Below are 13,708 nucleotides of genomic sequence, written 5' to 3'. Positions count from 1 at the left end.
TTGTAGGTGTATGACACAAGTGCGTGATGGTTTTCAAAGTCGACTTGGTTTTGTATTGGCAGCAGCCGGTGCTGCGGTAGGTTTAGGCAATATATGGGGTTTTCCTACACAGGCTGCTAATCATGGTGGCGGCGCATTTTTATTGGTGTACTTTATTGTTATTTTTTTGCTAGCGCTTCCCGCGTTATACACCGAGCTGTATTTAGGCTACAAAGCCCAAGCTAATCCGGTTAAAGCCTTAGGCCAAGCATGGCAAGACCATGCGCCTAAAGTAGGCGCTGCTGCAGGTTATATAGGCTTAGCTGGCGCAATTGTCATGTTAAGCTTTTATTCAATAGTGGCAGGTTGGATGCTTTCTTACGCCATAGAGCCTATAACCACCTTTTTAGGTGTGCAGAGCTTGAGTGAGTTTTTACATAGCGACTCTATGCTACGTAATTTTATATTTACGCCGCTGATGCTTATTTTAACCGCTAGCATTATTTTAAAAGGTGTTAAATCAGGAATTGAAACCTGGTCGCGCCGTTTAATGCCATTATTACTTGTTTTACTCGTTGGCCTAATTGCTTACATTGCTACCTTAGAGGGTGCCAGCGAAGGGTTTGCGGCCTATTTAGTGCCTGACTTTAGTAAAATACTCGACCCCGATTTAATTATTGCCGCAATGGGGCAAGCGTTTTTCTCATTATCACTGGGTGTGGGCTGTATGATGATTTATGGCTCTTATTTAAAGCCCGGTGCTAACTTACCAAAATTGACTGCAAGTGTTGCGTTACTCGACACCAGCGTGGCATTTTTAGCTGGACTATTAATTATACCGGCTATATATGTGGCGCAGTTCAATGGCGTTGAAGTATTTAGCAACGGCAAGCTAATTGGTGAAGGGCAGCTTATTTTTGCCATATTACCTGAGTTATTTGGCACCATGGGTGAAATTGGTTTATTGGTTGGCTTACTATTTTTTGTGTTGATGTCGATTGCTTCAGTTACATCAACCATTTCATCGACTGAAATTCCGGTGGCTTTTTTAGTAGAAAACCACCGTGTTGATAGAACCAAAGCTACATGGGCCGTTAGCGCCATTGTATTTGTTTGTGCCAGTACTATTATTGTTAATTTTGATTGGCTATTTGGTTTGGTTATTATGGTATTTACCCAATACCAACTCCCGTTGATGGGACTGTTTTATTTTATTACAGTGGGCTGGTTATGGCAGCGTGGTAATAAGCTTCATCAAGCAAGTTCTGGTGCACATTATTGGTTTGCTCAGTACATTCGTTTTGTCTGCCCAGTGCTAATGACCTTAGTATTTGCAAACGTTGCGTTTGGCTAGAATACAACAACTCATGTGTTATTGATAACAAAAAAAGCGAACACTATATTTTGTTCGCTTTTTTGCTTTTTGTTTAGCCGCGCTATAGCACTTCGTTTGTTAAGCTATTTCCTTGAGTAACCTCAAATGCATTTTGTAAGGTGATATTGGCAATTTCTGTAAGCGCTTCTTGAGTAAAAAAGCCTTGATGGCCGGTGATCAATACATTTTTAAAGCTTACCAAGCGAGAGAAAATATCGTCTTGGTTTATATCGTCGCTGTGGTTTTTAAAAAACAGCTCTGATTCTTGCTCGTACACATCAAGCCCTAAATAACCTAGTTTTTGTGATTTAAGTGCCTTAATACACGCTTTACTATTAACCAATGCACCGCGCGAGGTGTTTATTAGCATAACTCCTGTTTTCATCGCTGCAAATGCGTCATCGTCAATTAAATGATGGGTGTGCTCGTTTAACGGGCAATGCAAAGAAATGATATCGCTTTGTGTAAGCAAGGTGTTTAAATCAGTAATTGTGTAATTACCAGCTTGTGCATTAGGATCGCACACTAAAATGTGAGCGCCGAAACCGGTTAATATATTACACAATGCTTGGCCAATTTTACCGCAGCCAATAATACCCACCGTTTTATTATGTAAGTTAAATCCAAGTAAGCCGTTTAAGTCAAAATTGTCTTCACGTACGCGGTTATAAGCTTTATGGGTTTTACGGCTAAGCGTAAGCATAAGTGCAATACAATGCTCTGCGACTGCCTCAGGGCTGTAAGCCGGAACGCGCAGAACACGCATACCATGCTGTTTAGCAGCGGCTAAATCTACATTATTAAAACCCGCACAGCGCAGTAAAATGGTGTTAACCCCAAATATAGCCAGTTGCTCAATAACCGCTTTATCTACCGAATCGTTTACAAATACGCATACCGCATCAAATTCTTTAGCTAAAACCGCAGTGTGCGCCGATAAACTTTGCTCAAAATAGGTAATAGCGATGTTAGAAAAGCCAGTTAAGCTTTGTTCAAAAAAAGGCCGCTCGTATTTTTGAGCACTAAAAAAAGCAATTTTCATTTATTACTATCCTACTAACTTAGTGGGCTAAGTGAAAACCAAGCCTAGTTACATCTACCATAAACCATTTTTATTATAGATGCCTAACCAAAACGAGTGTTTGCTGTTTTTATAATCTGCGTTGACCCTAAACTGCTTGTTATTACGCTGTGTAATGACTCTGGTTTAGTGCGCGGCGCATAGCGCGCAATTAGTTGTCCTTGAGCATTAATTAAAAACTTAGTGAAGTTCCACTTTATGGCACGGTTTTGTGCAATTCCACGCGTATGTGATTTTAAATAACTAAACAAGGGGTGTGTATCTGGGCCATTCACCATAACCTTATCAAAGACTTCAAAATTAATTGCAAAGTGTTTTTGATAGTAGTCTTTTATTGCCATGCCCTCTAATGGTTCGTTTTTATCAAACTGATTGCATGGAAAGGCTAAAATAGTAAACCCATCGCTTTTGTATTGTTGGTATAGCTTTTCAAGCGCACATAATTGCGCCGAAAAATGACATTTGCTTGCTGTATTTACAATAAGAACCGTTTTTCCTTTTAACTGGCTCAAAGGAAAATCACTGTTATTACAAAGTTGTGCGTTAAATTGATAAATGCTATCCATAGGTTACCTACCTAATTTCCTTATGCGGGAAATTTTAAAAGACTTTCATTCGCTTTTTTAGCGGCCGATTGACATAATCGAGCTTATGTTTCTAAGTTATCAGTTAAATAGGTCATTTTTATGTCAGTTAAAATTGCATTTATAGGTTTAGGCGTAATGGGTTACCCAATGGCAGGGCATTTAGCAAAAGCAGGGCACAACGTATGTGTTTATAACCGCACGGTGGCTAAAGCACAAAAATGGGTCGAAGATTTTGACGGCAGCTTTGCACCTACTCCGCGTGAGGCAGCAAGCGATGCCGATATGGTATTTATGTGTGTAGGTAATGACGACGATTTACGTTCAGTAGTATACGGCAATGACGGTGTGCTAGCAGGTATGCACGAAAACACAATTTTAATTGACCACACAACTACCTCAGCAGAAGTGGCACGTGAAGTAGCGGCAAAAGCAGCTTTACAGCATATCGACTTTATTGATGCGCCAGTATCGGGCGGTCAAGCTGGCGCTGAAAATGGGGTATTAACCGTAATGGCGGGTGGTAACGAAGCGGTATTTGCTAAAGCACAACCTATCATGAGTGCATTTAGCCGTTTTAGTCAGCTTTTAGGCGAAGCGGGCTCAGGGCAATTATGTAAAATGGTTAACCAAATTTGTATTGCAGGTGTAGTGCAAGGATTAGCTGAGGGCTTACATTTTGCTAAACAAGCAGGGCTTGATGGCGAAAAAGTAATAGAAACCATTTCTAAAGGCGCAGCTGGTTCGTGGCAAATGGAAAACCGCTACAAAACAATGTGGGCAGGCGAGTACGAGTTTGGTTTTGCTGTAGATTGGATGCGTAAAGATTTAGGCATTGCCCTTGATGAAGCTAAAAATAATGGTGCAACGCTGCCAATGACTGCAACGGTCGATCAATACTACGCCGATGTGCAGGCTCTTGGTGGCGGTCGATACGATACCTCAAGCTTATTAGCGCGTATTGAAGCACTACATAAAAAGTAATGTAATTGGTAAAAGTAAACTGTTCACAAAGAGGCTAAGAGGCGCTGCGCTTTTAGAGAAAGTGATACACCTAAAAAAAGAATGTTGGTTTTATGTTTTCTCATTTACCTCTCTTGTTGGGATAGTTTTTTGGTTTTTTACCTAGTAACAAAAAACGCGACACTTTTTGCTAAAGGGTCGCGTTTTTCATGGGTTATATACACTAAAGCAAATTACATGCTTTGCGCGTAATTGTATAAGGCTTTTAAAATTGTAAGATTTTTTTCGCTGTCATCATGCTCGTGCGCTAGGTTTTCAAGGGTGATCATAAAATCTTGTGCGCTGATTGAGGGTTGATCTTCGCCATGCATTAACTTGCTTTGACAATATTGACGCCATTGATCAAGCTCTTGTTGGTTTAGCGTTTGTGGCCAGTTACGGGCGCGGTATCTAAACAACAAAGTATTAAATTTAGGATCTTCAAATTCAAGCTTTAAACTTGCCAAGTCTTCAGGTTTTGCATCACGAATAATCGCAAATTTAGCTTTATCAGCATGGCTAGTAAAGCCATCATATAATAAGTAATCTACGTTCGTGGTCGCGCTGTAATCGCCTTGCTCATTAAATACCTCAGTGACTTTATCACGTAGCTCGGTATTGGCTTTTAAAATGGCTAAATTAGCCAAGCATTGTTCACGGTCAATACCCAAGCGAGCAGCGTTTTCAGGCAGTAGCGTTTTAGCAGGTGCTAAAATAGGGCACTTGTTTAAATGCACTAATTTTAAACCTACCGGTAAATCACCCTCTGCTAAATCTATACGTTTGGTGTATAAACGCTTGCGTAATTGCTCTACATTTAAATCAAGTAATACCTGTGGGTTTTGGGTTAAATCAAAACAAATAACCGCGTTTTTATTTACCGGGTGAAAACTCATAGGTGCTACCCAAGTGGTACAACCTTGTGTTGCTGGAATACGAGACGAGGTGTGCACTAATGGGGTCATATTAAACACATCAACCATTTCAGCGAGTGCTTTTTTACCGCGAAGACTAAAAAAGAATTGGTACAGTTTAGGCTGCTTCTCTTTAATTAGCTTTGCCAGTGCAATGGTGGCCGTTACATCACTTAGTGCGTCGTGCGCAGCGGCATGTTCAATACCATTAGCGACGGTTAAATGCTCAAGCTTAAAGCTAGGGCTGCCATCTTCTTTTAATGGCCATTCAATACCCTCAGGGCGCAGCGCATAGCAGGCACGCACTAAATCTATGATATCCCAACGGCTGTTATTGTTTTTATATTCACGCTCGTACGGGTCGTAAAAGTTACGATAAAAGCTATATCGGCTTACTTCATCATCAAAGCGAATACTGTTATAACCAGCTACACAGGTATTGGGTACGCTAAATTCTGCATGAATTTTAGCAATAAATTCAGCCTCAACTAAGCCTTTTTGCATCGCCACTTGTGGGGTAATACCGGTAATTAAACACGCTTCAGGATGCGGTAAATAATCCGCTTGTGGCTTACAGTACTCAATAAGCGGCTCGCCAATAATATTTAAATCAAGATCGGTGCGTACACCGGCAAACTGACTCGGCTTATCCTTTTGCGGGCTTGCTCCCCAAGTTTCGTAGTCGTGCCAATAGATTGTTGCTTGGTTTTCGTAGTATGTTGGTTCGCTCATTCTTTCTTTAAGCCCTATATATTCGTGGGTTTTATTTGCTTTTGTTATTTATTGTCTATTTTAGAAAGCACTTTAATATTTGCATGGTGTGTATAAATTCGCGTATAAATTTTTTGCTAACTGTGTATAAAAAATTAAATGGCAACCAGTTAAACGAAAATAATAAAGCTGCTAGGCAAAAATCAAACACCGTGTGTATTATCGCATAGAGATAGTTTAAGTGTAAGGGTATCTGCTAAGGGGACTATCACTTAGCACTACCGTTGTCGTGTAGGTGGTAAACAGGTAATTATTACGCTAGGGCGTTATCCGAGGCTTAGCATTAAAGAAGTGCAAGACTATATCCCATTATTTCAAAATTGGTTAAGCCAAGATAAAGACCCACGCCTAGAACTTAAACTCATGCGAAACAATGCCAAGGGCTTACCCACAATGGCAGATATTGCAGCAAAGTGGTTAGCTAAAAAGGTACCCGACCTAAAAGAAAAAACACAAACGTTAAACGCCGCAACCGGGTGTATAACTCAGTTGTTAAACCTAAAAAAACCACCAGTTCCAGAGAAAAGATCATATAAAGATAAGGAAAACATAAAGGGCTAAATTTCTTTAGCCCTTTATAATTACATTGCTAGCAAGCTACAGATTGCAATTATTAGGTGTGTAACATTAATAATTGCTCGTTCCGAAATTTCTAAGGATAAGCTGAATTTCAACTTTTTACCCTCCAAAAAATATAAAACTAACTTGCCGATAATTTCAGAATACGTTACGCTGTTTTCGTACAAATAAGCGTTTGCTGGAATCTCAGCAAGTGACTTTACTAACACCATATTGGCGTATGGTGTTAGTCCCTCCACTGAAGAACACCACAAGATGTAGTGATAATCTCAGCTTCAACACCAAGATAATGTGATTAAGGATCTTTTGCAAGGGACAGAAAACGCTCTCATTGTGGATAACTTTGGGATATCGTATTTGTGTTAGTAGGTATTAACCTGATACTGTTGGTTAGCATTTATAATAATGAAAATCAACTAAGGAAAGATTAAATTTACGCTTTTAAAAAATAAATCTAGTTGCTTTTTTAATCATCATTGATTGCTATTTTTTTATACATACTTGAAAAATTGGAAATTTTGAACGGTAATCAGGTGTGGAATTTAGTTTATAGACCAATTAATTCTAATTGTTCTTCACGCGGTAGGTTTTTAATAAGCGATGCTGCTAATTGCGCAGTGGTTTTACAAGGCGGGTTTAAGAAGTGATCAAACGATTGGGTAATACGGAACGTAGCCCCGCACTCTTTAGTGTTAGTACACGAGCAATATAAATTAACCACATGGGCGCTTTGCTTTTTGCGTGACGTAATTGTTGCTTTAGCTTCGCAATTTGGACAAGTAACCCGCGCTATAATAACCACTAATCGTTAATAAAATACACTGTCATTTTGTGCATAACAAATAACTATTATTAGGTGTCATACTTCTTATTAGCACAGCGCAAGTTTCTAAGGTTACGTAAGTATCTTATTTTTTATAATGTCGACTAATCTGATATGTTGCATCTTCAATCAAAAAAGGAAAATGTAATGGAATATAAGAATGGTGAACTTAATAATAAAATCATATCTCTAATGAAGAATGATGTATTGGTTGCTAAAGGGCGCGTAATAGAAGGTAATACAGCAGGCATACACCTCGATGAAGTAGGATTCATTGAAGAGGGTAAAGGTGTCAAAAATCTATATAGTCATGTCGATTTAGTTAAATATAGGATTCTAGTTAATAGCTAAAAATATCTATATGCCATGAACTATAAAGTAAAAGCTCTAGCTCCTAACTAGCGCTTTCTTTTTATCCCGACACCCCAAAATGCTCTAAACAATCGCATTAGCCCAATTGTTGAAACGGCAATGCCTACTATCACAAATTCAAAGTACCAGGGCGCGACTTTATAACCCATAGTCTACCAACCTTTTTCCATAAACGGTTACATGGCTGTATAAGATGTCAGGTGAAAAACTCCAAAAAGAGTAGAATGATTAATTCATCCATTAAGGTTTTTTCGCTCTATTTATAATGTTATAAACTTAAACTAACTACTAATCTATTTTAACAATATGAAACTAATAATAAAAACGATTCTATTTTGGGTATTAATCACCTCAACCGCTGTGTTTGCTGAGCTTGCTAAAGTTAAAGTAAATGGCTTTGATATTGAATATGAAATGGCGGGTAGTGGCAAACACACTATTTTACTCGAGGCGGGTGGCTCTGCAGGGCTTAGTGATTGGGATCCCATTTATAACTCGCTTACCAAGCATGCAAAAGTAATTCGCTATTCTCGAATTGGCAATGGCGGCTCAGCGCAAATAAAGAAAAACTATAGCTCAGAAGAGTATGCTGCTGAGGCTTTATTATTACTCAAAGCGCTAAAAATTGATGAACCGGTAGTTTATATGGCGCATTCTTATGGTGCTTATATCGCAAGGGTATTTGCAGCAAGCTACCCCAATAACATTAAAGCGTTAATGTTAATTGAACCCGCCTCAGAGCATGATGTTGATATTATGCGTAAGATTGATTTACCGCGCGCTGAAAAAGAAATTGCCGCTATAAAACGTGATGATATGAAAAGCGGCATGTCGAATCAGTATTTAGACTTTTGGTCGAAGCGACCTCTGCCCGATTATCCACAAATAGCAGATATTCCCGTGACGGTTATTGCCTCAGTTAAAAAATATGAAAATCCATCGGTGTTATTTTTTACTGAAAAAGGGCGTGAAATGTGGGGAGAACTGCATTCAAACTGGGCTAATGCTTTTCCTCAAGGTGAGATAGTGCTAACCAGTAAAAGTTACCACTATCCACAAAATGATGAGCCAGAAATGGTAGTTAAACAAGTTTTGAAGCTATTATCACGCACTCAATAGCGAGATCGGATTATGTTTTTTAATAACGACTAACTATGAGTTCTTTTTGTAATAGGTGGTATTTTTTATTTATTGTGATGTTTATTACGCCTGCATTAAAAGAGTATATTAAAACCAAATAAAAAGCACTGCAGGTTCACTACAGTGCTTTTTTAGGGGAATGATATTATTTATTTTGCAGTTGCAACAAGCTTAACCCAATCGTAATTAGTGACACCTAACAAGCCGATTTGTAATGTCTGGCCTGAACTCACTTCTAAGATACAACTTTCATTGTTGTCTTTGTTGTTCGATAAGCAATCATATTGTGTTTTTGTTACCGCTGCATCCGCTCGAACATAGAGGTTAGTATTTCCCTCGCCACCCAATGTTTTTATGTTTACAGTGGTTGCGCCTGTAGGTACTACATAACTATAGCGCTGCCAAAAATCTGGAAATCCATAAGCACGAGACGTTAATACGCGAGTGTCATTATCTGTAGGTGGTGCGCTATTTTCATAATTAGCCACGATAGTTACGTTTTGATAGCTGTTATACGCTTTAAGCATAATGTAAAAACGACCTTCTCCTTGACTTATATTACAGCTTTCATTGTTACCATTTCTAAATGGGCGGCAGTCGTAATTATTTGTGCTTGGCACTCTACTCTTTTTAACATAGAGGTCTGCATCACCTGAACCACCCGTTATGTCGATTGAGATGTTAGTGCTATTTGCAGGTACATCAATATAGTAAATAGTCTCTTGATTTAATGCTGCACTTTGGCCTGTTAATGCTTGCCCTTTAGTTAATTCAACTTCTGTTGGTGAGCCATTTGAAACACTAATCGTTTGGGTTAGCGTGTTTGTATTATTGTTACTATCTTGCACCGTAACAGAGACGTCGTAATCACCCTCAGATACAAAATTATGCACTACAGTTGCACCTGTATCGGTTTGATTATCGCCAAAGTTCCAACTATAGCTATTGATAGTACCTGCTGAGCTGGAGCTTGTTGCATCAAAATTACACTGTAATTGCTCACAGCTGTATTCAAAACGTGCGGTAGGTGGCAGTGGTGTATTACCGTCGTTATCGCCAACAGGCACTGTGTTATTAAAGTAAGTTGCGACTTGGGGCCAAATCTTACTTATTTTGGCGCCTTTATTGTAGCATCCGCCTAAATGATGAAGTGCAATAACACGATTACTTGATGCTGCAACAACAGGAGAACCAGAAGAGCCGCCTATAGTGTCACAATAGTATCCAATATCAGTATTACTTCCACGCCCATTCGTTGAGGGGGCATTAACTTGGCACAAACCATTGGTGTCTTGATCAGATTCAATCGACAGCTCCTTAGGATTACCTGAACCATGTTGCGGAATATAAATACGTTCACTTTGCTGTGCGTTTCGCACATCAAGCCCTAAGTAACCAAACTGTTCAATATTGGCAAAGTCATTAACACTAAATAGGGTGTAATCTAACGTGTAATCAGTTTTAAAAAACTCTTTACCTGTTACTTTTACAGTGGTTTCTCTGGTTGTCCCATTACAACTTTTATTTTGGTAGTTAAACCACACTTCTGTAGAGGCAAGCTCAGATGCAGTCTCTATACAGTGGTTATTGGTAAATAATTTATTATCGCTGCCAACGCGCCAACCGGTACATAAGCTGCGGCCACCAATTACTAGGCGTGCTACGGGGCGGCTGCGGTCAAACTCTGTTGGGTTGGAATTAGCCCAACACTGCACATCTTTGCGCTCATTAATACCGCAGGTAGACAAAGGGGCAGGTTTATTTTGTTCATTGATATTTATATTGGCACTTTCAGTGCCGTAAAAATAGCTATCAATAACACCAAACTGGTGTTGCTGCTTACTGTTTTTTGGATCAGGGTAATATTCAATGATAACGCTGTCATTTGAAACCGACATAGAAGAAAATGAATGCACACCATCATCTCCGTTTAAGCTATCGATTGTTGCAGCGTCCATATTATTCCTACTATATTCATATCGCTCTGAGTTGTCTTCGCTTCTAACGATTAACTTTGCGTCACCATTTAGATCTACTTGGCTAAAATGTAGCTTTATATAATCAGCATTAGGGTGCGATACAGTTTGAGTAATTACAGGACCTTGTGTTGTTTCGATTGTAAATTGCCTAGAAAGATTTACATGGGTATTAGCGTGTTTGGCAATTGTGGTTTTTTTTGCTTCTTGAGTGTGTTGTAAAATAGTGAGCTCATCGATTGCAGCAAAACTGTATTGTGCATAGATAGCTGAAGCGAGCAATGCTGCGTATTTACATTTTTTCATCTTTATATCCTTTTTCACTAACAAGTGGTTTGATGTAACGTAAATGATCAACTGCATGCCCATATGATTTAATTTTGAGCAAATAATCAGTACCTAATTCACATACTAAGGGTAGGCCGCATTTTGATCTTCGCCAGAAAAAATTAAAATATTTTTAACTTTACTCGGAAATTATTGCATTTTTCACTTTGAAATCAGCTTATTTTAAAAAGGATAAATGGCTTAATATTCAATATAAAAGTTTGAGCAGAATATGTTTACCGTTGACTCTAAGCGGCTGTCACCCACACTCATTAAAAGTAACATTGTTGATGTTGAGACTTCAGATATTAAACTTTTCTATTTTAATTTTTACAAAAATATACAAGAGCCAAGTATTAATTCTGTTATTTGGGGCGTTATTCTGTAAAATTATCGGCTTAACATTTGTGATTTAACCGTTACATTTGTTGTTAGGGTTAATTATTCAATTAATATAAGCAGACGTTATGATTTTTTATATTATTGGGTTAAGTACGCTTGTTATTATTTTGTGTGTGGCGCTTTATGTGATTTACAGCAATGTACGTAAGAGCCGAGTAAGAAAGTCAAAAGAATATAATGTGTTATTTGATAAAGACACCATCATTGATGATCTTATTGCTCAACTTAGCGAGAAAAACCAAACCCAAGAAAACCAGGAAAAAACAATTAAAGGCAAACAAGAGATCCTTGCAACATTTATAGATTTGCATCGATCGGGTAGCTTTTGTGCGCACTTAAGCGAACAAGAAATTACTTATTTTGTTAAAAAGAAATTAAACATGGAGAGTACTAAAAATGGATAGCGAGCAACAAGCCGTCGCAGAGGCAAAAAATACATCATTTATGGCACGTTTTGGCCGTCGTAATGTAATTTTATTAACGTCAGTTGTTGTGGTGTTAGCAGTGATTGCAACATTAACATCGCAGGTTATTTCATGGAATGAAGCCGATGAACGGCTTGTTCACCAATCAGCTTTTACTGGTAATTTAACGGTAATAAACCAAGCTGGTCCTTACTTAAAAGCATTTGGCACCACATCAGCCTATAAAAAAGTTATCTCGATTAACTTTACCGGTGATAGCAGTGCAACAGCCAGTGCCATTGTACCACTCATTCCTATTCGATTTTTGGATACGACAACTGGTGGCGCCAGAGGAGTATCACGTTTTAGATTACCAGGTAATGTACCTGCAAGTGAGTCGGGTGCTTTACGTGGATTATTAAAAATTCATGAAGAATTTGGTTCCCAAGAGACTCTCATCTCTAACCTTTTAATGCGTGCCACTACAGAAAATGTAAAAGCGTCTGCACGTATGATGTCGGTTGAGCAACATTATTCAGGTGGTAATGGTCAATTAAGCCAAGATTTTTCTGATCAACTAACTAATGGCATTTTTGTTACTGAGCAAATTATTAGTACTGGCGAGCGTGACAAGTCTGACGATTTAAGCAATTTAAGTAAGCAACAACGCGTTACGATTAATATAAAGAAAGATGCTGAAGGAAAGCCGCTGCGTAATGCACCTATTTTAGGCTCTTACGGTATAACGGTGGTTGATGCGAGTATTATTGATATTGATTACGAAAATAAGGTAAATGCGCGCTTAGAGGCGCAAAAGCAAGCTGCAGCAGATGAAGCCCTTGCAAGACAAAACCTTAAAAAGGCAGAGCAACAAGCACGTACAGAAGTTGCATTAGGCGAACAAGCGATTGCAAAGCAAAGAGCTGAGTCTGAAAAGCTAAAAATTAAAGAGCAAATTGATGCAGAGCGAATAAAAGCCAATGCAATTATTTCTGCACAACAGCGTGTTGCAGTAAAGGCTGAGCTTGCAAAAGAGCAAGAAGAAATCTTAAAACAGCAACGCTTAGAGGCATTAGGCATGGATGTATTAGCTGAAGCACGTTTACGCGCAAAGTCAGCAGCACTTGATCCTAAATATGTTTTTGATGAAACACTTAAAGCGGAAGTTAAAATTCAAACTGCTTTATTTAATAGCCTAGGTAACAGCCGCTTAGTGCCTGAAATTGTTATAGGTGCGGGTCAAGGCGAACAAAACAACGGCTCTGAATTTATGCGTTTGTTGGCTGCAGATGCGGCATTGAGTCTTAAAAAGCGTTTAGAAAAAGAGAAAAAATAACCTTTAAAAATCATTATCAAGCCCTAGCTTTAATTGCTAGGGCTTTTTTTGTGGTATCGCTTTTTAAACGGTGAGTTTAAAATTTAGGGCACAAAGCGTGGCTAAAGCCTTTTTCTGTTAGCAAAAAAGCGGCGCTAGGCGTTGAAAATATATATTCCTCATGAAGAAGAAACGCGATAGTTCCTTTTATTTGCTCACCTTGATGATCTGAGGCATCGCTAATTAATTGTTCAGGATCTAACTGGCTTGGAGTTGGAAAGTTATTATAAAGATGCTTAAAAATTAACGTAGCAATCGTGTTAAAGGTATCGTTATTTTTCATTTTTCAGAGCCTTAATTTATATGTGCAGCAGTAAACTGGCTGATTTAAATATGATTTTTCAAATAATAACACATTAAAATAGGTGCGTGATGACTCTGCTTTTTTAAGCTTTAATTTTGCAAGCTACTGCTTTCATTTATAAAAGTGATGAGCAATTGTCATACTTATCCTGCTTAAAAGTAGTTTGTGTGTTGCTGGTGTGTTGCGCAAAATCATAAAGTGTAATTGAAGAGTTGTAAAAATACGTTATCATTGTAAAACAACATGTAAAATCAAGCAGGTACTTAGCTCACGCTGACCAAGTTCGAGTTAATAATATCA

At 38.5% G+C, this 13,708-nt stretch carries 13 protein-coding genes; 7 read left to right on the top strand and 6 right to left on the bottom strand.

The genetic code is table 11. The features are described from left to right. Window positions 1–10: 10 nt before the first annotated feature. A complete protein-coding gene (locus FLM47_RS08950) occupies window positions 11–1,333 on the top strand; it encodes a sodium-dependent transporter (protein WP_178956203.1) in 1,323 nt (440 codons plus the stop codon). Between the two features lie 82 nt (window positions 1,334–1,415). On the opposite strand, the gene FLM47_RS08945 is transcribed toward FLM47_RS08950, so the two are convergent. Both FLM47_RS08945 and FLM47_RS08940 read right to left on the bottom strand, forming a co-directional pair. Further along, the gene (locus FLM47_RS08945; RefSeq protein WP_178956202.1) at window positions 1,416–2,396 is read right to left on the bottom strand and encodes a 2-hydroxyacid dehydrogenase; all 981 of its coding nucleotides are present in this window, start codon (window positions 2,394–2,396) and stop codon (window positions 1,416–1,418) included. 83 nt (window positions 2,397–2,479) lie between these two features. After that, on the bottom strand, window positions 2,480–3,001 hold the full coding sequence (locus FLM47_RS08940; RefSeq protein WP_178956201.1) for a glutathione peroxidase: 522 nt from the start codon (window positions 2,999–3,001) through the stop codon (window positions 2,480–2,482). 120 nt (window positions 3,002–3,121) lie between these two features. Between FLM47_RS08940 and FLM47_RS08935 the strand changes: the two genes are divergently transcribed. Further along, window positions 3,122–4,003, top strand: a complete 882-nt coding sequence (locus tag FLM47_RS08935; RefSeq protein ID WP_178956200.1) for an NAD(P)-dependent oxidoreductase — start codon at window positions 3,122–3,124, stop codon at window positions 4,001–4,003. A 212-nt stretch (window positions 4,004–4,215) separates the two neighbouring features. Here FLM47_RS08935 and sbcB read toward each other — a convergent pair whose 3' ends face one another. Continuing rightward, entirely contained in the window at window positions 4,216–5,667 is a 1,452-nt protein-coding gene (gene sbcB, locus FLM47_RS08930; protein WP_178956199.1) for an exodeoxyribonuclease I, read from the bottom strand. Window positions 5,668–6,099: 432 nt separating this feature from the next. Here sbcB and FLM47_RS18860 point away from each other — a divergent pair, with 432 nt between their 5' ends. Further along, window positions 6,100–6,267 (top strand): hypothetical protein, encoded by a 168-nt coding sequence (locus FLM47_RS18860; protein WP_249365171.1) that lies wholly within the window; start codon window positions 6,100–6,102, stop codon window positions 6,265–6,267. 565 nt (window positions 6,268–6,832) lie between these two features. On the opposite strand, the gene FLM47_RS08920 is transcribed toward FLM47_RS18860, so the two are convergent. After that, the gene (locus FLM47_RS08920) at window positions 6,833–7,087 is read right to left on the bottom strand and encodes an ogr/Delta-like zinc finger family protein (protein ID WP_256872082.1); all 255 of its coding nucleotides are present in this window, start codon (window positions 7,085–7,087) and stop codon (window positions 6,833–6,835) included. Between the two features lie 168 nt (window positions 7,088–7,255). Here FLM47_RS08920 and FLM47_RS08915 point away from each other — a divergent pair, with 168 nt between their 5' ends. Next, on the top strand, window positions 7,256–7,459 hold the full coding sequence (locus tag FLM47_RS08915) for a hypothetical protein (protein ID WP_138764970.1): 204 nt from the start codon (window positions 7,256–7,258) through the stop codon (window positions 7,457–7,459). A gap of 327 nt (window positions 7,460–7,786) precedes the next feature. Further along, window positions 7,787–8,599, top strand: coding sequence for an alpha/beta fold hydrolase (locus FLM47_RS08910; protein ID WP_178956198.1), 813 nt, complete (start codon window positions 7,787–7,789; stop codon window positions 8,597–8,599). A gap of 170 nt (window positions 8,600–8,769) precedes the next feature. Here the strand turns inward: FLM47_RS08910 and FLM47_RS08905 are convergent, their stop codons facing one another. Beyond that, the gene (locus FLM47_RS08905; RefSeq protein ID WP_178956197.1) at window positions 8,770–10,902 is read right to left on the bottom strand and encodes a pre-peptidase C-terminal domain-containing protein; all 2,133 of its coding nucleotides are present in this window, start codon (window positions 10,900–10,902) and stop codon (window positions 8,770–8,772) included. Window positions 10,903–11,390: 488 nt separating this feature from the next. Here FLM47_RS08905 and FLM47_RS08900 point away from each other — a divergent pair, with 488 nt between their 5' ends. Together FLM47_RS08900 and FLM47_RS08895 are read left to right on the top strand one after the other, a co-directional pair. Further along, a complete protein-coding gene (locus tag FLM47_RS08900; protein ID WP_010390319.1) occupies window positions 11,391–11,729 on the top strand; it encodes a hypothetical protein in 339 nt (112 codons plus the stop codon). After that, on the top strand, window positions 11,722–13,065 hold the full coding sequence (locus FLM47_RS08895; RefSeq protein ID WP_138607424.1) for an SPFH domain-containing protein: 1,344 nt from the start codon (window positions 11,722–11,724) through the stop codon (window positions 13,063–13,065). The genes FLM47_RS08900 and FLM47_RS08895 overlap by 8 nt, the downstream gene beginning before the upstream one ends. Window positions 13,066–13,141: 76 nt before the next feature. On the opposite strand, the gene FLM47_RS08890 is transcribed toward FLM47_RS08895, so the two are convergent. Beyond that, window positions 13,142–13,387 (bottom strand): hypothetical protein, encoded by a 246-nt coding sequence (locus tag FLM47_RS08890; protein WP_054201077.1) that lies wholly within the window; start codon window positions 13,385–13,387, stop codon window positions 13,142–13,144. Window positions 13,388–13,708 lie beyond the last annotated feature (321 nt).

This window comes from Pseudoalteromonas sp. Scap06 (assembly GCF_013394165.1).
In the GTDB taxonomy this organism is placed as follows: domain Bacteria; phylum Pseudomonadota; class Gammaproteobacteria; order Enterobacterales; family Alteromonadaceae; genus Pseudoalteromonas.
The sequence above is the reverse complement of the archived record's forward strand: the minus strand, read 5'-3'. Positions and strand labels throughout refer to the sequence as shown.

Coding starts and splice junctions, on each gene's coding strand:
- FLM47_RS08950 (WP_178956203.1), top strand. CDS start 11: ATGACACAAGTGCGTGATGGTTTTCAAAGTCGACTTGGTTTTGTATTG.
- FLM47_RS08945 (WP_178956202.1), bottom strand. CDS start 2,396: ATGAAAATTGCTTTTTTTAGTGCTCAAAAATACGAGCGGCCTTTTTTT.
- FLM47_RS08940 (WP_178956201.1), bottom strand. CDS start 3,001: ATGGATAGCATTTATCAATTTAACGCACAACTTTGTAATAACAGTGAT.
- FLM47_RS08935 (WP_178956200.1), top strand. CDS start 3,122: ATGTCAGTTAAAATTGCATTTATAGGTTTAGGCGTAATGGGTTACCCA.
- sbcB (WP_178956199.1), bottom strand. CDS start 5,667: ATGAGCGAACCAACATACTACGAAAACCAAGCAACAATCTATTGGCAC.
- FLM47_RS18860 (WP_249365171.1), top strand. CDS start 6,100: ATGGCAGATATTGCAGCAAAGTGGTTAGCTAAAAAGGTACCCGACCTA.
- FLM47_RS08915 (WP_138764970.1), top strand. CDS start 7,256: ATGGAATATAAGAATGGTGAACTTAATAATAAAATCATATCTCTAATG.
- FLM47_RS08910 (WP_178956198.1), top strand. CDS start 7,787: ATGAAACTAATAATAAAAACGATTCTATTTTGGGTATTAATCACCTCA.
- FLM47_RS08905 (WP_178956197.1), bottom strand. CDS start 10,902: ATGAAAAAATGTAAATACGCAGCATTGCTCGCTTCAGCTATCTATGCA.
- FLM47_RS08900 (WP_010390319.1), top strand. CDS start 11,391: ATGATTTTTTATATTATTGGGTTAAGTACGCTTGTTATTATTTTGTGT.
- FLM47_RS08895 (WP_138607424.1), top strand. CDS start 11,722: ATGGATAGCGAGCAACAAGCCGTCGCAGAGGCAAAAAATACATCATTT.
- FLM47_RS08890 (WP_054201077.1), bottom strand. CDS start 13,387: ATGAAAAATAACGATACCTTTAACACGATTGCTACGTTAATTTTTAAG.